This is a genomic window from Psychrobacter immobilis (genome assembly GCF_003148585.1).
In the GTDB taxonomy this organism is placed as follows: Bacteria; Pseudomonadota; Gammaproteobacteria; order Pseudomonadales; family Moraxellaceae; genus Psychrobacter; species Psychrobacter immobilis.
In genome coordinates, this window is the sequence record NZ_QGGM01000007.1 from 96,107 (window position 1) to 117,874 (window position 21,768).

The 21,768-nt window shown below is 44.1% G+C and carries 18 protein-coding genes; 8 read left to right on the forward strand and 10 right to left on the reverse strand.

Features of this window, described 5'->3' with window-relative positions:
- Positions 1-29: 29 nt before the first annotated feature.
- The 3 genes from potC to potA are packed head-to-tail and all read right to left on the reverse strand — an operon-like array spanning position 30 to position 3,000.
- A complete protein-coding gene (gene potC, locus C8D84_RS07530) occupies positions 30-860 on the reverse strand; it encodes a spermidine/putrescine ABC transporter permease PotC (RefSeq protein ID WP_109591195.1) in 831 nt (276 codons plus the stop codon).
- Entirely contained in the window at positions 860-1,738 is an 879-nt protein-coding gene (gene potB / locus C8D84_RS07535; RefSeq protein WP_109591197.1) for a spermidine/putrescine ABC transporter permease PotB, read from the reverse strand. The genes potC and potB overlap by 1 nt, the downstream gene beginning before the upstream one ends.
- Entirely contained in the window at positions 1,738-3,000 is a 1,263-nt protein-coding gene (gene potA / locus C8D84_RS07540) for a spermidine/putrescine ABC transporter ATP-binding protein PotA (protein WP_109591199.1), read from the reverse strand. The genes potB and potA overlap by 1 nt, the downstream gene beginning before the upstream one ends.
- 492 nt (positions 3,001-3,492) lie before the next feature.
- On the opposite strand from potA, the gene C8D84_RS07545 reads away from it, so the two are divergent.
- The 3 genes from C8D84_RS07545 (at position 3,493) to C8D84_RS07555 (ending at position 5,981) form a co-directional block, all read left to right on the forward strand.
- Entirely contained in the window at positions 3,493-4,131 is a 639-nt protein-coding gene (locus C8D84_RS07545) for a carbonic anhydrase (RefSeq protein ID WP_045443399.1), read from the forward strand.
- Positions 4,132-4,297: 166 nt separating this feature from the next.
- Positions 4,298-4,879, forward strand: a complete 582-nt coding sequence (gene gloA, locus C8D84_RS07550) for a lactoylglutathione lyase (RefSeq protein WP_109591201.1) — start codon at positions 4,298-4,300, stop codon at positions 4,877-4,879.
- 115 nt (positions 4,880-4,994) lie between these two features.
- Positions 4,995-5,981 (forward strand): mechanosensitive ion channel family protein, encoded by a 987-nt coding sequence (locus C8D84_RS07555; RefSeq protein ID WP_109591203.1) that lies wholly within the window; start codon positions 4,995-4,997, stop codon positions 5,979-5,981.
- A gap of 112 nt (positions 5,982-6,093) precedes the next feature.
- On the opposite strand, the gene C8D84_RS07560 is transcribed toward C8D84_RS07555, so the two are convergent.
- The 3 genes from C8D84_RS07560 to ribA form a co-directional block, all read right to left on the reverse strand.
- A complete protein-coding gene (locus tag C8D84_RS07560; RefSeq protein ID WP_045443409.1) occupies positions 6,094-6,564 on the reverse strand; it encodes a c-type cytochrome in 471 nt (156 codons plus the stop codon).
- A gap of 493 nt (positions 6,565-7,057) precedes the next feature.
- A complete protein-coding gene (gene hemF / locus C8D84_RS07565) occupies positions 7,058-8,065 on the reverse strand; it encodes an oxygen-dependent coproporphyrinogen oxidase (RefSeq protein WP_109591205.1) in 1,008 nt (335 codons plus the stop codon).
- A 30-nt stretch (positions 8,066-8,095) separates the two neighbouring features.
- Positions 8,096-8,770 (reverse strand): GTP cyclohydrolase II, encoded by a 675-nt coding sequence (gene ribA, locus C8D84_RS07570; RefSeq protein WP_109591207.1) that lies wholly within the window; start codon positions 8,768-8,770, stop codon positions 8,096-8,098.
- Between the two features lie 554 nt (positions 8,771-9,324).
- Between ribA and dxs the strand changes: the two genes are divergently transcribed.
- Both dxs and C8D84_RS07580 read left to right on the forward strand, forming a co-directional pair.
- Positions 9,325-11,382: a 1-deoxy-D-xylulose-5-phosphate synthase gene (gene dxs, locus C8D84_RS07575; protein ID WP_109591209.1), complete on the forward strand. Its 2,058-nt coding sequence runs from the start codon at positions 9,325-9,327 to the stop codon at positions 11,380-11,382.
- 346 nt (positions 11,383-11,728) lie between these two features.
- Entirely contained in the window at positions 11,729-12,556 is an 828-nt protein-coding gene (locus C8D84_RS07580) for an inositol monophosphatase family protein (protein WP_045452546.1), read from the forward strand.
- A 53-nt stretch (positions 12,557-12,609) separates the two neighbouring features.
- Here the strand turns inward: C8D84_RS07580 and C8D84_RS07585 are convergent, their stop codons facing one another.
- Both C8D84_RS07585 and C8D84_RS07590 read right to left on the reverse strand, forming a co-directional pair.
- Complete coding sequence (locus C8D84_RS07585; protein WP_109591211.1) at positions 12,610-14,049, reverse strand: WS/DGAT/MGAT family O-acyltransferase; 1,440 nt, start codon at positions 14,047-14,049, stop codon at positions 12,610-12,612.
- Positions 14,050-14,162: 113 nt separating this feature from the next.
- Positions 14,163-14,987 (reverse strand): thiazole synthase, encoded by an 825-nt coding sequence (locus C8D84_RS07590; RefSeq protein WP_087814573.1) that lies wholly within the window; start codon positions 14,985-14,987, stop codon positions 14,163-14,165.
- A gap of 161 nt (positions 14,988-15,148) precedes the next feature.
- On the opposite strand from C8D84_RS07590, the gene gspE reads away from it, so the two are divergent.
- Positions 15,149-16,702: a type II secretion system ATPase GspE gene (gene gspE, locus C8D84_RS07595; protein WP_109591213.1), complete on the forward strand. Its 1,554-nt coding sequence runs from the start codon at positions 15,149-15,151 to the stop codon at positions 16,700-16,702.
- A 160-nt stretch (positions 16,703-16,862) separates the two neighbouring features.
- Here the strand turns inward: gspE and C8D84_RS07600 are convergent, their stop codons facing one another.
- Both C8D84_RS07600 and C8D84_RS07605 read right to left on the reverse strand, forming a co-directional pair.
- Positions 16,863-17,351, reverse strand: coding sequence for a RidA family protein (locus C8D84_RS07600; protein ID WP_109591215.1), 489 nt, complete (start codon positions 17,349-17,351; stop codon positions 16,863-16,865).
- Positions 17,352-17,469: 118 nt separating this feature from the next.
- The gene (locus C8D84_RS07605; RefSeq protein ID WP_109591217.1) at positions 17,470-18,171 is read right to left on the reverse strand and encodes a DUF4442 domain-containing protein; all 702 of its coding nucleotides are present in this window, start codon (positions 18,169-18,171) and stop codon (positions 17,470-17,472) included.
- Positions 18,172-18,517: 346 nt separating this feature from the next.
- On the opposite strand from C8D84_RS07605, the gene C8D84_RS07610 reads away from it, so the two are divergent.
- Both C8D84_RS07610 and C8D84_RS07615 read left to right on the forward strand, forming a co-directional pair.
- The gene (locus tag C8D84_RS07610) at positions 18,518-19,978 is read left to right on the forward strand and encodes an McrB family protein (protein WP_109591239.1); all 1,461 of its coding nucleotides are present in this window, start codon (positions 18,518-18,520) and stop codon (positions 19,976-19,978) included.
- A gap of 12 nt (positions 19,979-19,990) precedes the next feature.
- Positions 19,991-21,586, forward strand: coding sequence for an McrC family protein (locus C8D84_RS07615; protein WP_228244511.1), 1,596 nt, complete (start codon positions 19,991-19,993; stop codon positions 21,584-21,586).
- The last annotated feature ends 182 nt before the right edge of the window (positions 21,587-21,768 follow it).

Consider the following 21,768-nt stretch of genomic DNA (forward strand, 5'->3'; position numbering starts at 1 on the left):
ATCAGCAATATTAAATGAGCAGCGATAAATTAGCGTCGACGCAATAATAGCTGCGAAATAATGACCAATATCAGCGAGGCAACCAATAAAATAGTCCCAATGGCATTGACCTCTGGTTTGAGTCCTACCCGTACCATCGAATAAATTCGTAGCGGTAAAATCTCATAACTGGGCCCCGTGACAAAGGTAGAAACCACTACATCATCAAGCGATAAGGTAAAGGCGAGCAACCAACCTGCCATCACTGCGGGCAGAATGACAGGAATGAGCACGGTACGCACCATCGTTGATTCACTAGCACCCAAGTCGCGTGCGGCTTCCATCAAGCGTTCATCCAGACTGCTCAATCGTGCAAACACCGTGATGACTACAAACGGTAAGCAAAAAGTAATGTGCGCGAGTAACAGCGAGACGAACCCTAATTGCAACCCTATTAATAAGAATAATGCCAATAATGAAATAGCGAGTACAATTTCAGGCGACATCATTAATACAAATAACAACCCATTTAATAAGCCTTTACCGCGAAAGTTATACCGATGTAGCGCGAGAGCAGTTAGCGTTCCTATCAAAGTTGAGACGGTGGCTGCGACCAATCCTAATACAATAGAATGCCAAAAAGAATCGAGCATCGCTTGGTTATTCAACAGCGACTCATACCACTTTAAGCTAAAGCCGCCCCAGTTATAGCCGACTTTTGATTTATTAAAGGACATGACGACTAAGACGATAATTGGCAAATACAGCATGGTATAAATGAGACCAAGATAGCCTTTAGCCGCGATACTGCCAATCTTAATAGACGATCTTTTTTTAGTTGCCGAGCTATTCAGTTGATGATTCAGTGAACTATCAGACATTAGGCCACCTCATTAAAGTCGGTCTTGCCAATGCGGCGACTACTGGCACGGTAGGCGAGTAATAATACTGCCATTGCTAGTGTTAATAACACGCTGGCAGCTGCGCCAAATGGCCAGTCACGCGCATCCAAGAACTGGTTTTTGATGATATTGCCGACCAATAAATTGCGTGAACCACCCAAAATATCTGCCACATAAAACATACCCATTGCAGGCAGCAGCACCAATAATACCCCTGAGATAATGCCAGGCGTCGTCAATGGCAATATGATATGCCAAAAAGTCTGGGTCTTTGATGCGCCCAAATCCTGTGAAGCGAGTAGCATGTCATTACGCAAATCGGTAAATACTGCGTATAACGGCAACACCATAAATGGGAACAATAAGTACGTCAAACCAGCAATCACCGCCACTTGCGTGTATAAAATATCAATCGGGGCATCGATGATACCGATTGCCAGCAGCGATTTATTAATCAAACCATTATTGGCAAACAGTAACTTTAGTGCATAAGTACGCACCAAAGAGTTGGTCCAAAATGGTAGGATTAACAGCATCATGAGTAGCGGCTGCCAACGCGTTTTGGCCTTGGCTATCAGCCAAGCAAAAGGGTAGCCAAGTAACAAGCAGATGATGGTTGTGATACCTGCCATCCATAACGAGTGAATAAATACGCCAAAATATAGCGGATCAATCATGCGTATATAGCTGTCGATGCTGACAGGCAAGCTAATAAAAGCACTGCTATCACGGGTCAAAAAACTGACAGCGATGACTAAGATATTTGGCAATAGCGCAAATATCAATAACCAACCCCAAATCAGCCAAAGCGTTACGGTACGAAAAGGACTTTTGCTGCCTAAGCTATGACCTGCCATCAGCTAATATCCTTTTGAGCAGCTAAACTGGCAGCTTGATGATTGGCTTCATCATCAAGCGTACCGTCTTCTGGTAGTACCCACTCCCAGCCATCAACCCATGATACTTTGACACCTTCATTTAACTTGTAATCAAAACTTGGATCATCCTCATCAAAGAATTCAGAAGCCTTAATAATGTGACCGTTTGCTAATTCAATAATCGAATCTAAGGTGCTACCTTTATAGTTGCTTTCAATCACTCGCCCGAGTAAGCCACCATGTTCTTTATCATTGGGGTCATAAATTCGCAAATCTTCAGGGCGTAGCAATAAATTAACGATATCGCCCACTTGTACATCGTTAGCAAAATCAGGACGGCGTAGATTGCGTAAGGTGGTCGGGCCATCTTGTGCTTGTGCTTCACAAACTTCGACTTCGATACGGCCATTGGTCACGCGACCGTCGCGATCTGGTTGCTCAGGGTAAACGCCTCTGACTTCCGCTTTAAACAAGTTGGTCTCACCGATAAACTTGGCGGTAAATAAATTCGCGGGTGTTTCATAAATCTCAATAGGCGTGCCGATTTGCTGAAAAGTGCCATCTTTCATCACGGCGATACGATCCGACATCGATAGCGCTTCTTCTTGATCGTGGGTGACAAAGACAAAAGTGATGCCAAGCTCTCGTTGCAGCCGTTTGAGCTCAGATTGCATTTGCAAACGCAGCTTATGATCGAGCGCAGATAGGGGCTCATCAAGTAGCAACAGTTTAGGACGATTGATGACGGCCCGTGCAATGGCGACACGCTGCTGCTGACCACCAGACAAGTCTTGTGGTCTGCGATTGGCTAAATGCTCCAGCTGTACCATGGCGAGCATCTCGCGCACGCGGGTTTGAATCTCATCTTTGGGTACTTTTTTGAGCTTAAGCCCGTAAGCAACGTTTTGCGCGACACTCATATGTGGAAACAAGGCGTACTGCTGAAACACTGTGTTTACGGGACGTTTATCCGCTGGCAAGCCTGCCATCTGTACGCCGTCTAGATAAATTGCCCCAGCGTTTGGCTGCTCAAAACCAGCGATTAGGCGCAGTAAGGTTGTTTTACCGCAGCCTGATGGACCAAGCAGCGTCAAAAATTCACCGTGCTTGATATCAAGATTGATGTCTTTTAATACTTCAGTTTGATCATAGGTTTTTTTTAGACCAGTCAGTTGCAGTAGTACTTTGTCATCTTGAGCTGATGCAGAGGCTCTGTGCATATTTGGCGGTGAATTGGTCATAATATTTATTCCTACGTGTCCGACATCGCAGTACAGCTATTTATTTAGGACACTGTGGTCAAGGTGATTTGATATGGATATAAGCGATGGGTGTAAACCCGATTTGGTCGCCGCGTATTATAACAAACCCTTGATATAAATCAGTGCAAGTTCGTTATAAGTTCTGCGAGCAACACGATTAAGCTGTCAATGGCTGTTGATGCTTGATAGTTCGGTGTTGTCTGTTTGATGCTCGGTTTTGGCTAACGCATTTCTGTTTTTCAGTTTCACTTCCAACTTTATAATTCTGTATGATTGGCAATAACTGCCATTCTATGATGATATTTAAACAAAAATTTTTATCATTTTTTGGTTTTTATTCCTATACAATCACGGTATGGCAGACAAACACAATGCGCCTGATAGGTTAGTAGCCATTCGCAAATCTATGTTTGAATACATGTGTGGAAAGCTGTTTATAACGCTAATATTATTAATGATAAAGGATGTCTTATGCCTAACGATACACGCCCGAAAACCGGTCAAGAAGCTCTTGCGCTTTTAAAAGAAGGCAATATGCGCTACATAGATAGTTTGACCACTACTGATCCAACAATGCAAAGACGACCTGAATTGGTTAAAGATCAAGATCCCTTGGCCATTATTTTGGGTTGCTCGGATGCACGAGTACCAGTTGAGATTGTATTTGATCAAGGCTTGGGTGATTTGTTCGTTATTCGAGTCGCTGGTAATGTCGTCGCGCCTTCACAGATTGGCTCGATTGAGTTTGCGGCCGAAAAGTTCGGTACAAAATTGGTGGTCGTGCTTGGGCACTCACATTGTGGCGCTGTCACGGCTTGTGTTGAGACACTGATCAATCCTGAGAAAAACTATTCGCCCAACTTGCAGTCGATTGTCGATCGCATTCGCCCAAGCGTTTATAATTTGCATGAGCTGGCCACTGCTAATGGTCAAGATGTCGATGCCGACGAGTTGGTCGATCGCTCTATCCGCGCTAACGTCCGTATGTCAGTTAGCCAGCTCAAACACGGCTCGCGGGCATTAGAGGATTTAACCAATAGCGGTCAATTGCTGGTCGTGGGTGCAGAGTATGATTTGGAGACAGGAAAAGTACGTTTCTTAGACAGCTAATTAATCGGTTAAATGGGTAGCACCAAGTGTGCGCTCTTACAAAACCCACTCAATGCTTTCGCGATTTTTTATTATGATAAAAGGGTCAAGCGCGTAAAAAGTATTCACGCGCTTGCTTTTAAACTCTCTATTTTGTCAATATTAGGATGACTATATTAGGATGACTATGTCTACAGCAAATACTGGCTCAGCCACTGATAATAATAACGAATCACTTATCGCCCAGCCAACGAGCAGCGTCAATACCGATGGTGTGCAGCCTATCTCAGTACAGACGACAGGTTTTACTTTTAATCACACCATGCTACGTGTCAAAGATCCTGCCAAGTCGTTGGCGTTTTATACCGGTGTCCTTGGTATGACTTTGCTGGCGGTAAAAAAATTCCCTGATATGGGTTTTGATTTGTACTTTTTAGCCAAGTTAACCGAAAGCGAGCGCGACAATTTGCCCGCGGGTGATGATTTGGAAATCTTTGCCTTCCGTCAACGCGGCATTTTAGAATTGACCCATAATTATGGTACCGAAACGAAAGCTGACTTCAGTTATCATGATGGTAATGGTGAGCCACAAGGTTTTGGGCATATCTGCTTTAGCGTACCTAGTCTCGATGAAGCGGTTGCTTGGTTTGATAAAAATAATGTCGAATTCAAAAAACGTCCAGAAGATGGCAGTATGAAAAACATTGCCTTTATCAAAGATGTTGATGGCTACTGGATTGAAATTGTACAAGCAAATTTAATGGGCTAGCTTGACAGGCTGGTATGTCAATACGTCAGTTAATCTAGGACATGCCCCAGTCAAACAATCAATTAATCGAGTGAATGGAAGCATAAAGCCAACCAACCAAAGGAGTGACGTCTAGATGCCTACCTCTGAGGCAGAAACGACAGTAAATACCAATATAGCGCCTGAACCAGTGACAACAGATGTGCTGACATATCAAAGCATCATTGATTCAGCAAATGAGATAGTGGTTGGCTTTGTTGAACGCATTCCCTATTTTGTCGCATCAATTATTGTTATTCTGATTTTTTGGTTTCTATCGATTGTCTTCAAAAAAGTGGTATACAAACTTTTAGGCAGTCGCAGTCGGCATCAGAATTTGGTTAAAGTGTTTCAGCGAGTAGGCGGCGCACTCATCATCTTTATCGGTTTTATGATTGCTATGGTGATTGCCGTACCAGGATTTACGCCTGCCAAGCTGATTGGTGCACTCGGTATTGGTTCCGTCGCTATTGGTTTTGCCTTTAAAGATATTTTTCAAAACTTGCTCTCTGGTATTTTGCTGCTGATCTCAGAGCCGTTTCGCATCGGTGATCAGATTGTCTCAGGCGACTATGAAGGGACGGTTGAGGATATTAAAATACGCGCCACGACTATCAAGACGTATGACGGTCGGCAAGTGGTTATTCCCAACTCTGATTTGTATACCTCAGCATTGACTGTCAATACCGCCTATAAGCAGCGCCGTTTGCAAGTGGCTGTTGGTATTGGCTATGAAGATGATATCGAAGCAGCAAAAGCTGAGATTCTACAGGCGTTAGATAAAGTCGAAAGCGTATCGAAGAAAGCGCAGCCAAGTGTGATTGCTACGGGTTTTGGTGATTCAACGATTGATTTGATGGTACGTTGGTTTATCGAAGATGGCACTCAAGCCAACAAAGTGACCTCGATTCATCAAGTGATCGTAGAGATTAAGAGCGCACTCGATGCAGCAGACGTCAACATTCCATTCCCGATACGCACGATAGATTTGAGTGATCCATCAGTGACATCGATTATGAATAAATTGCATGAGCAAAAGGCGATCGATGTTAATAACGATGTTAATAAAGCTGTAGCAGAGTAATTTGTTTAGCGCGTTATTTTAAAGAACTACCTTTTACACAATATTTTCGAAATAAAAATCCGCCATATCAAATGACATGGCGGATTTTTTTACGATATCAATTTATGACAATTTAGTCAGTTTTGACTTTAAAATCGGTATGACATGATTTACAGCTAGCGCCGACTTCACCAAAGGCTGGTTTGACATCGTCGATGCTAGTGGCTGTTTGTGCAGCAGCGTTCAGCTCAGCAGTGACTTTTTGAAAGTTCTCTGCTTCTGCGCGAAAACCATCGGCATTTGACCAAACGGCATCAGTCGCATTGCCAACGGCTTCTTTATTTTCAAAATGACTCCAAGGCGTAGCAGCGTCTTCTGCTAAAAATGCGGCTTGCTCTTTGAATACGGCAGCATCAAAGGTGTCAGGTGCTTTCATCATATCACCCATGACACCCATCGCATCACCATAGCTTTTCATGCTATCTTGGCGGGCTTTTACATCAGGGTCAGTGGCAGTGCTACACGCTGTTAGACCTAGGGCGGCTGCCATCAATGTGATACCAAAGATAGATTTTAATGATTGGTTGGTATGAACCTGTGCCATGTGAATTACTCCTGTAAAATTGGTTAGTAGTAGGCGCGCTTATAAACGCTGGCTTTACATACTGTTTTTAATTATCTGCCCTTAAAGGCTTCTTCTAAAAAGGCTTCTTCTAAATTAAAAGGTTTCTTTTAAATACTGCTTTTAAATAAAGCGTATTGTTATAAAAATTACCTCATCATCTTTTGGAAACGCATTCGCTTCTAAAGGATTTTTCCAACAATAGTTTTCATTGTAACGGTTATCTGTGCAGTGAACGTAAATTTAGTTGTTATATCATCGTAATTTTTGAGTCAGTGATTTTCGGTCATATAAATTTGCGCTCATATAAATTTGCGCTCATATAAATTTGCGCTCATATAAATTTGCGCTCATATAAATTTGCGCTCATATAAATTTGCGCTCATATAAAAAGGTCAGCGTAGATAGCTGACCTTCTTGATACTCTCTAAAGACAAGCTAATAAATACCTTAGCCTTTATTATATTCACATAAACTATAGAGTCAACCAATCGCGTGGTTTCAGATAAAAATCGGTCAATGCAAACTCAGGCGAGCCTTCAGTCGGCTCAAAGCGATAATGCCAGCTGGCAAGCGGCGGCATACTGACTAAGATAGACTCGATACGACCATTGCTTTGTAGTCCAAATAGCGTGCCGCGGTCATAAACAAGGTTGTACTCAACATAGCGACCACGGCGATAAAGTTGAAATTCGCGCTGTGCCTCGGTATAAGGAGTATCTTTACGCTGCTCAAAGATGGGCATGATACCGTCAAGATAACCGTTGCCGACCGCCTTCATAAAGTTAAAACAGGTTTCAAAGTCCCAGCCGCGACTTTCTGTATTGACATCATCATAAAACAAGCCGCCGATACCGCGCTGCTCATCACGATGACGTAGGTGAAAATACTCATCACACCATTGCTTGAAATCAGGGTAGACGCTGTCACCAAAAGGCGCGCACAGATCATGACAGACTTGATGCCAATGCACGCAATCAGCGAGTACGGGATAAAACGGCGTCAAATCAAAACCACCACCAAACCACCAGATAGGGTCTTCGCCTTCAGCTTCAGCAACGAACAAACGCACATTGGCATGGCTGGTTGGGACGTTCGGGTTTTTGGGATGAACAACTAATGAGACACCCATGGCTTGGGCTTTACGACCAGCGATATGGGGATGACGTGCAGTGGCTGAAGCAGGCAAGTTATGCACGTGAATATGACTGAACATCACACCCGCTTTTTCAATCACCTCACCAGCTGCTAGAACGCACGAGCGACCGCCGCCGCCTTCTGGGCGTTCCCAATCATCAGGAATAAAGACTGCCGACGTTTGGCTATCACTGCTGCCATCGCGCTCTTGCGCTTCTAAGGCTTGACAGATACGAGCCTGCAAATCGACCAAAAACTCACGCACACGCATGATGTCGTTATTGGCTGGCACTGTTAAGTCTGTCGCTGATAGCTCTGTTTTATTATCTGTATTTGAAATACTCATAAAATATCTATTTATTTAGTGTATTGATGTCTACTTATTAAGATGTAACGCGGTATTAAAATCTTTATCTAACAAATGACCCATGCGGTCGCGCTTGGTCGCTAAATATTCAGCATTCATATCATTTACCCCAACCAATAAAGGCACGCGTTCCACGACATTAATACCGTGCTCGGTTAGATAAGCCACTTTGTCTGGATTGTTGGTGATGAGTCTGACGGCGTCAACACCGATATGAGCGAGCATCGGGCCGCACATATCATAAATGCGCGCATCAGCGGGTAAGCCCAACATGAGGTTGGCATCTAAAGTATCATGACCTTGGTCTTGCAGGGCGTAAGCGCGAATCTTATTGGTCAGACCAATACCGCGACCTTCTTGGCGCAAGTATAATATCGCCCCGCAGCCAGTCTCTTGTATTGCTTGCATCGCCGTGTTGAGCTGCGGCCCACAGTCACATTTTAATGAGCTAAAAGCATCGCCCGTCAAGCATTCTGAATGAATGCGAATCAATGGAATGGTTTTTTCTGCTCGCGTGGCGTCCGTTTGACTCGGTGAGCTATCCACCGCCGTATGTTGGTCGACGACAGGCAAACCAACAGTCAGCATCACATGCTCTTGACCTTCGTCGTTTTCAAAGATATGAATATCAAACTCGCCGTGACGAGTAGGTAGTTTGGCACTGGTAATAAATTGATATGACATTAATGTCCTGCATAAGCCGATAAGCGTGGCGGTAGAGGGTCTTTTTTAACCATATTAAAACAGCGATGACATCCTAGCTGCATGATGAAAGTAGGATGATGCCAGTATAATTCATTCGTAAAGAGTGCATGCTGATTGTCTTTATTATAAAAACACACAAAGTTCACAAACGACGCACGATGATTAAAGCGACAATTAAAAATAAATGCTATTATGCCATACTATTTTGACGGATACAGTGACAAGTCTTTGCCCTTACATTACTATGTCGTCACTAACATCCGATATTGATGCAGAATAATAAGGCATAATATTATCCCTTGTTATGAAAGCGCGAAAGCAAAGCTCCATCGCTGTCCATTACGGCAGCGTATGTGCTATTCGGCGCAGCTTCTATATGTTTATATAAAGACATAGAGGCCGCCTGAATAAATTTATGAACAGTTATATGGTCGATTACACCAATAATGGTGTAGATATTATTGACGTCACTTAGGTAGCATTCTGCACTAAGAGGCTGTCTTGTCAGCAGATTGGTAGGTATCGTACGGTTTATGCAGCAGTCACCTCATTCCCCACAGTCTCAGTCCGTATCTATGCCAGCTGTCGATTCTGCTGCCCAGCTGTCGAATTTACAGCAGACTTATACTGTGATTCCACGCGTCCGTCCTGATACGCCTTTGCTGGATAGCATTGCAGCGCCAGCTGATCTGAATGCCCTGACGACCGCTCAACTTATCACCTTGGCTGATGAGCTGCGGCTATTTCTATTGTATTCAGCAGGTCAAAGCGGTGGGCATTTTGGTGCCAATTTGGGCGTGGTTGAATTGACCATTGCGCTGCATTACCTATTAGATACGCCGCAAGATCAAATCGTTTGGGACGTGGGTCATCAAGCCTATGCTCATAAAGTATTGACGGGTCGCCGTGATCAGTTGGCGACGATTCGCTCAAAAGATGGTTTGACTGCTTTTCCTGAGCGTGCAGAATCCGTTTACGATACCTTTGGCGTTGGTCATTCATCGACGTCAATCTCAGCTGGTCTAGGCATGAGCTTAGCACTGCGTTATCAAGGTCGCGCGCAAACAGTAGCTTGTATCATTGGTGATGGTGCAATGACCGGTGGTATGGCGTTTGAAGCGATGAATGATGCGGTGCAACAAGATGCGGATTTATTGGTCATTTTAAATGACAATGACATGTCGATCTCTTGTTCTATCGGTGGTTTTTCACGGCATTTAGCGATGCTGTGGGAGTCAGGATATCAGGTTGATATCTCTGATGCAGGCGAGCCAGTACTATGCCAACGCCCTGATATGCAAGGCTTTGATCGCCGTAAGCGTCACAAAGAGATGCGTGATGTGCCGCAGTTAGAAGACAATTTATTTAAAGCGATTGGTTTTACCTACTTTGGTCCGTTTGATGGTCACAATATCCCTGAGCTACTGCGGGTATTGTCACTTGCCAAGCAGATAAAAGGGCCTGTTTTAGTCCATATTTATACCACCAAAGGCAAAGGTTTTGCCCCAGCTGAGTTAGATCCCGTCGGCTATCATGCTATCAGCAAGCTTCCTGTCGAAGTCAAGAATGATACTCAGGCTGTCGCCACAGAAAAATCACTGTCCAACACCAAACCTGCGTTAAAATACTCGCAAGTGTTTGGGCAATTCTTATGTGACAAAGCAACCGCAGACGATAAGCTGCTTGCCGTCACACCTGCTATGGAAGAAGGCTCGGGGATGATTGATTTTGCCCGTCAATTTCCGGAGCGGTTTTTTGATGTAGCCATCGCTGAGCAACACGCAGTCACACTGGCTGCTGGTATGGCAACCCAAGGCGTCAAACCGATTGTGGCGATTTATTCGACGTTTTTGCAACGTGGTTATGATCAGCTGATTCATGATGTGGCTTTGCAAAACCTTGATGTGATGTTTGCTATTGACCGAGCAGGTTTAGTCGGTGAAGACGGTGCAACGCATGCAGGCGTATTCGATTTTGCCTTTTTACGCTGCGTGCCCAATATGCTGATCGCCGCGCCAAAAGACGAAAACGAATGCTACCATTTGCTCAATACGTGCTATGAATATCAAGGCTGCACGGCAGTACGCTATCCGCGTGGTGTCGGTACTGGCGCAGTTATCGCATCGCCAGCACAGACTTATAACGTTGGCGAGGCAGTGATAGAGTCGGTATTAGGTAGTGAGGATGCGCCTAAAAAGCTGGCGCTACTCGTATTTGGTACCATGGTTGCGACGGCTCAGCAAGCGGCAGAAAGCTTAATTGACAATGATATAGAATCAGATTGTCAGGTACATGTCATTAATATGCGCTGGGTAAAACCTTTAGACACGGCATTATTAGAAAAGTTGTTAGAGCAAGGTATTACACACATTGCGACTTTGGAAGAGCACATGATTATGGGCGGCGCGGGCAGTGCAGTAAATGAGTATTTGCTTAACGAATCACCAGCCTTTAAAGATAACCGTCCTGCCGTTATTAATATCGGCATTCCAGATCGCTTTGTCGCCCATGGCTCACAAGCAGAGCAAATGGCTGATTGTGGTTTAGATGTTAATGGTGTGGTAAGGCAGCTTGAAAAGTTGCTGTTGTAAGTTATACCTTTGAACATTTTTAAGATTTTTAGCTGTCATTTGGACAGAGTATTGGTTAAATAGATAAAAGCTCGATCGATAGAGCGAACGCCTACTTAGTCGTAGGTGCTGACTTTTTTACAACTTACGCAGTTTGTGATGACCACCAAAATTTGGGTTGGTTTGGCGAACGTCATGGTTTTTTTCGTTTTTTATCGAACAATTTTAGTATAATGCGATCATCGCTTTTAAATGGCGCATTTTTTTAATCGTATAAATACAGTGTGATGCAGCGGCTGATTGGCATGTTGTGGGCACAGAGCTCGTCTTATTTTTGACATTCATTCATCAAGCAAATAGGTTATTTATGGAACCCATGGTCGTCATCGCAGCACGTACTGCTGAAAAAGTTGGTAAAGAGATTTTATATGCGCATCAAAACCGCCATAAAATTGAATTGGATATTGAGTCAAAAGGGCTTGATGGATTGGTTACGCGTATTGATCGCTTTAGCGAAGAGCTGACGATTGAAACCCTAAAAGCCAGCTATCCAAATCACTCGTACTTGGGTGAAGAGTTTGGTATGCAAGAAGGTCGCGGTGAAGATGCAGACTGGTGCTGGATTATTGATCCGCTAGATGGCACCAAAAACTTCGTCCATGGTGTGCCGCAGTTTTGTGTGTCTATCGCCGTACAGCATAAAGGCGTAACCCAACATGGCGTGATCTATGATCCTGTCCGTGATGAGATGTTCTCTGCTAGCCGTGGTAAAGGCGCGCGCTTGAACAATCGCCGCATGCAAGTGAGCGAGCGCAAAACGATTGATGGTGGTCTATTTACCACTGGTCATCCGCTTGAGCGTAAACGCAATGGCGAAGTCATCTCTTATGCCAAGCAGCATTTTGAAAGCTTGCAAAAGATCTCTGAAGCAGGCGGTCAAGTTCGTCGTCTAGGCTCAGCTGCGCTTGATTTATGTTATGTCGCTGCCGGTCGTTTTGATGGCTATTTTGAGATGTCAATTAAGCCTTGGGATATCGCGGCAGGTGAGCTTATCGTGACCGAAGCACGTGGCGTGGTGGTTGACCATACAGGCGCACACAACTCAATGACTTCAGGCTCTATTTTCGCCTGTAACATTAAGTTATTGAAGCCATTGATGCAAGTGGTTGTTCCAACGTGGGGTGACGCATTTTAAGCACCACTTAAGCGTAATTATTAAGACAAATTAAAACAAAAAAGCTGGTTCCATTATGGAGCCAGCTTTTTTGTTTTACCATTAACTTTATAGCTACTTTTATCTTCAACCGTAATGCCTTGGAACTTAAGCGCTTTACTGGTAGTTTCCAACAGTTGCAACTCTTCTTCAATAAGCGTCAGCATTTCTTGTACATGCGGCAGTGCTTTACTACAAGCCGTAATCCCAAATTCAATCTTATCTAGATAACTAGCAAGGGTGATATTCATTGCTTGACCATTGAAGACAATAGACGCAGGGTACAACGATTGCAAACGTGCACCATTCCAATATAGTGGTTTTTCAGAACCAGGCACATTAGAGATAATCAGGTTAAACGCCTGCTTTTTGGGAAATAGACTGGTCGCTAAGTTGATACCTTCCCAAGCATAGGCAATCACGCTGTAGTTAATCACTTGGGCTTGATTCATGCGTCGAAAGCGGCGTTTGCCGTTATTCATACTGCGATGAATCAGTTTGATTCGGCTCAAGGGATCATCTAAATGCGTGCCCAAATTGGCCAGTACAAAGGATAATTGATTGCCTGCCACACTGTCATCTGTACGCAGCGACATCGGTACAAAAGCAATGAGTGGCTTGCTAGGCAGCGCATCCATGGAGATGAGATAACGACGAATAGCACCCGCACATACCGCTAGTACCACATCATTTTTACTGATATTTAGTCGCTCAGCAATATCGTTAAAACGCTGAATATCATAAGACTGCGCGGCTATACGCCGTGATGCTGAGATGCGTTTATTGAGCACACTCATCGGCGCATCAAAAGTACCGACATAACTGTCATCACCATAATTTTTCAAATTATCCAGCAGTTCGGTAAATACAGGTTTAATAGTAGATATTTGCTCTTTAATGATGCGTAATGCGGAGCGCTCTTTGGGTAAAATCGCATCGACTTGATTGCGATGGCGTGCCATTAATGACCAAATCGGTAGCGTTACTGGCTCAGTGGGCGATTGCGATAATGATTTTTTGACAAGGCGCATGGCAGCAATGCCATCAACCAATGAATGGTGAATTTTGAAGTATAGGGCAAAACGCTCAGGGTCGCCTTCGTTTTCTGGTTGAATACCCTCAATCACATGACATTCCCACAATGGCATGGCACGATCCAACAGCCGACCATGTTCTCTTGAAACATACATCAACAACTCGCGAACCCGTGCAGGCTTTGGTAAGGCAACATGATGCAAGTGATGCTCAACATCAAAATGCTTGTCCTTTTTCCAAAAAGCCAAATGCTCAAGCACTTGGTTAAAAGGAAAGGTAGGCGACACATCAGAATCTTGCATCTGTTTGACCAATTGGCAAACAAAGCCGCTACCCGCATTCTCTGGCAATTCGAATAGGAATAGACCTCCAACATGCATGGGCTGTTTACGCGACTCAAGAAGTAAAAACAACTGGTCGACTGCTGTGAGAAGCCGCATAATAAATCCTTTTATGACGATAAGTTGAGTAAAAGTTACTTCTTTTATTATTATTTTATAGCTGACTTTTTATTAAATACTATCAATTTAATAATGGTCATTAAATTTAAAAGCTATTGAAAAAAGTATCCTGTTTGCGGTGAGCTGGCAGTCGCCATTTTACGCATTGGCATACGACCCGCCAAGAACGCCGCGCGCCCTGCCCAGATGGCATGCTTCATGGCATGGGCCATCATGACTGGGTTTTGCGCATTGGCAATCGCCGAATTCATCAGGACGCCATCACAGCCAAGCTCCATAGCCAGCGCTGCATCAGAGGCCGTGCCAACGCCTGCATCGACCAATACCGGTACTTTGGCATTTTCGATAATAAGGCTGAGGGTGTGACGATTCAGCAAACCAAGACCTGAACCAATCAAGCTACCAAGTGGCATAATTGCCACACAGCCCATACTTTCTAATTCTTGAGCGACGATAGGGTCGTCTGAGGTATAAACCATCACCTCAAAGCCATCATCAATCAATACTTTGGCAGCTTTTAGCGTTTCCATCACATTCGGATAGAGGGTTTTTTCATCGCCCAATACTTCAAGCTTAACCAGATTATGCCCGCCTAACAGCTCGCGAGCAAGCTTACAGGTACGAATGGCAGTCTCGGCATCGAAACAACCAGCAGTGTTGGGTAAGATGGTGTATTTATCGGGGGAAATCACATCAAGTAGATTGGGCTCATTGCTGTTTTGTCCAATATTAGTACGACGAATAGCAACGGTGACAATCTCTGCTGCCGACGCGCCAATGGCGGCGCCCGTTTCAGTCATATCTTTATACTTGCCCGTACCGACCAACAGACGAGAAGAAAAAGTACGACTCCCGACCGTAAAAGTGTCTTGTAAAAGGGGCGTCGGATGAGTAGCAGTGCTTGTGTTCTCTGACATAACTGAAAATCCTAATGGCGAGTAAAACAAAATGCTATTATAACAAAATCATGCAATCTTACTTGCAGTCTTTTTTGGTTTAGCCAGTTAAGCATAATACGTTTGCCACGCTTTGACACGAGTTTCTTTCTGAGTTTATCTTTATCTATCAGGTCGCTTTTATGATGCAACTGCCGTACAGTTTTGCGAAACGCCATCAAATTTTGGCCATACTTGCCATTGATCCTGAGCTGCCAGCGACTTTGGTGCTGACCAAAGCCACGCCATTATCAGCGATTAATGAGGCAGTGCGATTTTTACAGCAGCAAGGTGTACGCGGTGTGCCCACTTATGAAAGCATCAGCGCCGATGACTTTGAAAAGCGCATGAACGCCGCTTATGCAGGCAATACTGGTGAGTCGCAACATATTGCCGCTGGGCTCGAAGACCATCCTGATCTCGATAGTTTGGCAGACAGTGTCCCTGAAACTGAAGATTTGATGGATCAACAAGATGATGCACCTATCATTCGTCTCATCAATGCGTTGTTGTCCGAAGCGATACGTTTAAACGCCTCAGATATCCATATTGAAACCTTTGAAAAACGCTTGGTCGTTCGCTTTCGCGTTGACGGTGAATTAAAAGAAATTATTACGCCAAAACGCCAATTAGCGCCATTATTGGTATCGCGTATTAAGGTCATGGCCAAGCTCGATATTGCCGAAAAACGCGTGCCACAAGATGGACGTATCAGCTTACGGCTGGCAGGGCGTGAGGTTGATGTGCGGGTATCGACATTGCCATCGAGTTTTGGTGAACGCGTGGTCATGCGTCTATTAGATAAGCAAGCAGGTCGCCTGAATATGACGTATTTAGGGCTGTCTGATAACGATTATAGCGAGCTCAAGCGCTTGATTCATCGCCCACACGGCATTATTTTGGTGACAGGGCCGACAGGTTCAGGGAAAACCACGACGTTATATTCAGCATTGACCGATCTCAATGACCAAACCCGTAATATCTTGACCGCTGAAGATCCGATTGAGTTTCAGCTCGATGGCATTGGGCAAACGCAGGTTAATAATAAAGTCGATATGACTTTTGCCAAAAGTTTACGTGCAATGTTACGCCAAGATCCAGACGTGGTGATGGTTGGTGAGATTCGCGATTTAGAAACGGCAGAGATTGCCGTACAAGCGTCGCTTACTGGACATTTGGTTTTATCAACTTTACACACCAACACCGCCATTGGTGCCGTCACGCGTCTGCAAGATATGGGTGTTGAGCCATTTTTATTATCGTCATCACTGATTGGTGTCGTCGCCCAGCGCTTGGTGCGTACATTATGTACACATTGTCATGGCTGGCAAGTGGCTGATAGCGAACAGGCTAAGTTATTTACTGAAATTGGTATTGTGCCAGTCTCAGAGAATGGCGCTAAAGTTTTGACAAGTAAACCTATCAATTTACCCAAACCAGTTGGCTGTGATAAATGCAATCAATCAGGATTTAAAGGACGGACGGCGATATACGAAGTGGTGCCCGTTGATGATACCTTGCGCCGTATGATTCATAGTAATACCGCCGAGTATGAGCTAGAGGAGTACGCACGTCAGCAGACACCGTCGATTCGTGCGGATGGGTTGCATAAAGTCATTGCAGGTCGTACGACGTTAGAGGAAGTGCTACGAGTGACGAAAGAGAGTGCCTTAGCTGATGACACGATACTTGTGTAAAATGTCTAGAGTGCATTGGTGATGGTTTAATCTACTTCAGCCAAAGGGTCTGAATAGCAGGTAAAAAAATAACTGGCTATGGTAGCCAGTTATTTGATGGTCATTCTTTACTGCTTTGAATACTTCAGTGCTTTTAATAATTTAACGTGTGACATCGCTATTATTTTGCAGCGATGCATTCAACTTCAACGCTGGCACCTGCCGCCAATTCAGCGATGCCAAAGGCTGAACGTACCGGATAAGGTTGGGCCAATTCCGCTTTATAAACTTTATTAAAATCGTCAAAGTCATCCATGTCTGTCAGCATCGCCATACATTTGACGATGTCTGATTTTTGATAGCCGTACTTTAACAGGGTTTCATTAATATTATCCAATGCTTGCTTGGCTTCGGCTTTGACACCACCTTTGACCAATTTGCCATCTTTAAAACCAATTTGTCCAGACATGTATAGCGTATCGCCCACACGTACTGCCTCTGAAAAAGGATAATTGCCGCCATCACCAAGAAACACAGGACTAGATTTAGTGATGCTGGCGGTATTTGCCATTGGCGCCGCATTCGCTGTCATAGCAAGGCTTAGTGAGCACGCGCCCACGAGCAACGCCTGAGTTAAATGGGCGGTCAATTTATGGGTAATCTTGGACATCGCTGTCTCCTTATTATAAGTTTTTTTCACAATTTTTCTAAATTCACTATACAAGTTTAACAAACATAATGTCTCATCACACTAGATGACACATTATGTCTTACTTATGCTTAACCAGTTATTGGTCGTTTTGTTCAGCTTCGACTTCTGTTTTAGATTCAGTGTCAGCTTCTAGCGGCTTTTCGCTACTTTTGCCTTGACGGCGGGCTTCTAATTCAGACTTAGGAATCCAAGCCCATGTCATCTCAACCACGATAGGGTCACGATCACTGTCAGATTCACGGTCATGAATGACGCACGGAATCACCATTTCACCTTTTGGCGTATTTAGGATATCTAAGCGCTGTTCATCTGATAAAGACGCCACTGCTGCAATTTGGCCTTTTTTAATCGGGCGATAAAAATTAACCGAGTACGATTTAATCAATAGTACGCGGTCAGAGGGTAGGTTTAAACCCAAAATAAAACCAGTCGCTGTTTCGGCAAGTAAGGTAATGGCGACCGCATGAATAGAGCCAATATGATTTTGCACCGCTTTGGTGTTGTTTAAGCTCACGACCACTTGGTTGGGTTCGACCGTTTCATAATAGACGCCCGTTGTGCCCACATATGGCACCACTTTACCAAAGGCTTTGGATAAAATGCTCGAACGTGCGCTGGCAGGTAAGTACTTGGTGATAGATAACAGTTTGGTAAATTGATTGCTGATTGGCTTGAGCGAGCTGTTGGGTTTTTCGACGGGCGATCTTGTGCTGTCAGAGGTTTTGGCTGGCAATTTATTGGTTAGCTTGCTAGGGAGTTTTTTTAATAATCCTGACATACAAAATTCCTTAATGTAAATAGATTAAATGACGCTTTGAGTGTTATATATTTCATCATAGCAGCTGATAGGATGCCTATTGTGCAAGCTGCCATGCTCACTATGGTACATTAACCGCCGTCTGCCTACTATTATTAGCATGAACTGCTGCGCTTATAAAATAGGGCTAACGTCATGATACTCTAGATGCTAGGAATGCTATCGCTCAAAGCACTATCGTATCACTCAGATGCTTTCATAAACAGTGCTGCTGGATGCCATAAAGACAGCCACGCTATAATGATGACATTTTAGTGTATCTTATTGATTATTTTTCTTATTTCCTTTTTCTATGCTGGATGAAGCTATGCCTGACACGTCAATTCATGTGCCGACCAATATCATTTATACAGGCGTTACTGGTACGGGGAAAACCTATCGACTGTTACAAATTGCTAAGCGATATACCGACTATCTGCCGAGAGCCGATGAGGCAGATTTGTTGGGGCAGCTATTGCAAGAGCTTAGCTGGCGTGAAATCGTATGCTTGGTACTTTTGGATTTTCAATCTAAACACCAAGACTTGGTAAAAGTGCCTGAAATCGTCAATCATGCGTTCTTTGTCGCGAAAGCGGCGCAGAATGCCCGCGAAAAAAACTTAAGCAATACGGCTTGGTCTGTCCTTCAAATGCATAGCCCTACCAATTCAAAAACTGTGACTTATAAAAACCGTGCCAGCCAAGCCTATTTTGATAAAGATGAGGGCGGTGCGTGGTATTTGCTGCCAGAAAGCTTTGAGTTATTAACAGAGCTATCGCAGCAACTTGCCGAATTTCAGCAAGCGCAGCGTGATAACAGTGTCAACCAAAGCCAAGCTAATCCAAATCAAGGTTTTAGCCAGCAGCGCTTTACCATGGTTAGCTTCCATCAAGCGTATGGCTATGAAGAGTTTGTCGAAGGCATTCGTCCTGTCATGGTAGCGTCTAATCATGCAACGAGTAGCTCATCTCAAATGAATTACGCCATTCAAGATGGTGCATTCTTAAAACTGTGTCAACGGGCAGCAAATGATCCAGAGCAGCATTATGCCATCTTAATTGATGAGATCAATCGCGCCAACGTGTCACGAGTATTTGGCGAGCTACTCAGTCTAATTGAGCCAGACAAACGGGCTGGCATGGCAAACGCGATGACCGTTCATTTGGCCTATTCTGGACGGACTTTTAGCATCCCTGCCAACATCGATATTTATGCCACGATGAACACCCAAGATCACTCGTTAGCACCACTTGATATGGCATTACGTCGGCGCTTTCGTTTTATCGAATGTCCACCGCAACCAGCGTTATTACCCATTATTCATATACCCCAAAACTCAGAAACTGACAGTCCCGCAGCGACGGTAGATTTGGCAAAGTTATTAGCTGGTTTGAATAATCGCATCACGCAAACATTGGGAATGGAAGCGCAATTGGGTCATGCTTTTTTGTGGTCAGTGACGGATCTTGGACAATTGCAAGCGGTGTTGGTTGAACAAATCATTCCGCAGTTAATGCAAGCGACGGGTGGGCAAGAGGGTACTTTGCAATATATCTTTAGAGACGAGCAGCAGCCACTGCGCGCGCAGTTTATTCATGATAGTCACGCATCCATTAATGACAGTGTGAATGACCAAGTAAATGCTAGTAGTCAAAATCCGCTGTTTACTGGTCAAAATGCATTTTTCGGTCAGTCTATGAGCACATCTGGCTATAAGATAAATGCCGACCTCATCGCAAGGGTAGGCGATTTTGCCAAACCTACTGTCTATCAACGTTTATATCCATAAAGGTGCTCAGCGTTGATAGATAATAGTTTTAGTCATAAAGTCATAGCCAATAATATTGACAGTGCTAACGTTAATGCGTTTGATGTAAATACCATCACTGTGTTTGAACACCAGCGTTTGACAGCGCATGACTTCTTACAGGTATCTGATTTCCATTGGTTGATGGCGCAAGAGTTTGCGGTATTTAGCATTAAGCGCAGACAGGGACAATGGCAGTTAAAAGTCGGACATTATATAGGGGTTATTTTACTGCCTAGCGGCATGACGCTTGAGATTTTACCTAAACTTGCGGGAAAAACTTCTAGCGATCAAGTCGCGCAGCAATCATACCTTTCACAGAATACCAGTCATCGCCATGTTAGTCATCACCCCGATATCGGGCAAACTCGCCAATGGTTGCAGGACATGCTATCGGATTTGACCAATAGCAGTTATGCCAAAAATAAGCTACCCAATACAAAAAATCTAGGTCAATTTAGCAGTCAATTGTCGCCGCTATCGATAGACGTACTGCCATTGTCAGATTGGCTTATCACGCAGTTTTTGCAGCGGCTGGCTCATTATCGACCAAGCAAATACTATCAGACGCAGGTTGATAATCAAGCATCGCTACAAGGTCGACTTCTCATCAAAGAACAATTGCGCCACAACAGCATGCAGCCGCATAAGTTTGTCTGTGAGAGCAGTATACTGAGCCAAGACATGCTAGGTAATCGCCTGATTAAGAGCACATTGGTTTTGATGACGCCTTTATGTTTTCAATCAACGCTATCGAAAGCAGATGCGCCTAAATTTTTGCAGGCTTGGCAGCGAGTAGCGGCGTTGAGTTATCAAGAGCTGACACAGTTAGAGTCGATATACGAGCAAGCAAAGCGTCAGTTAGCCGTGCAACCGCTTCGAGCACCGCAATTACAAGCTGCTCAGCAGTTGTTAGATATGGCTTATTGGTTACTAAGGCAGTCCAATGTGGCAACAGGTAATGGTATTGCGCCAAATAAACCATTCAAGCAAAATCTGTCGTCTCCGCGTTTATGCTTGCTGATTGATATGAATCAAGCCTTTGAACAATGGGCAAGTATGCGCATTGCCTCGATGTTTCAGCAAGTGAGTCAACAATATCAGCCGTTATATCAAACGCAAAGTATCTGGCTAACGGATGCAGAAGGGCGCGCATGTTTGTCCATACGGCCTGATTTGCTCATATATAAAACTGATGCTGATGATAATTGTCAAAATCAGAGTAGCACTGCGGTTATTGAAGCTAGAGAAAAAGGTCACTATAGCCATGTCATCGATATTAAATGGAAATATTTATCACAGACAGCCAGCATTAGTGCCAGCGATGCTTATCAATTGATGAGTTACGCTCAGGCCTATCAAGCAGGGCAGGTGTGGCTGGTTTATCCAGTACAAGATAATGAGCGGTTGCCAGTTGCGCTCAGCCAACAAGTGCATGATTATAAAAAGACTGATGGCGCTAACAACCATGATAATAGCCATAATACTACTGATGAAAAAGTGAGTCCTGCGCCATTGTGGCTCGTACCATTCAATGTTCTTACTGGTACGATAAACGGCAGCTTGCTTCCTGATAGGAATAGAGTATAATGAGCGCTGTCGATGAGTAAGTAGCACTTAGCATCGTGGAGAAAAGGATTTATCATAGTGGTTTTTATGATAAATGAGCGTTTTTTAAGTAATTTAGCAGTTTTTTTAAATTAATTAAAAATAGGTGTTGACACCATCGGCTTTTCCCCTTAATATGTGCACCTCGATAGCAAGGAACGTTA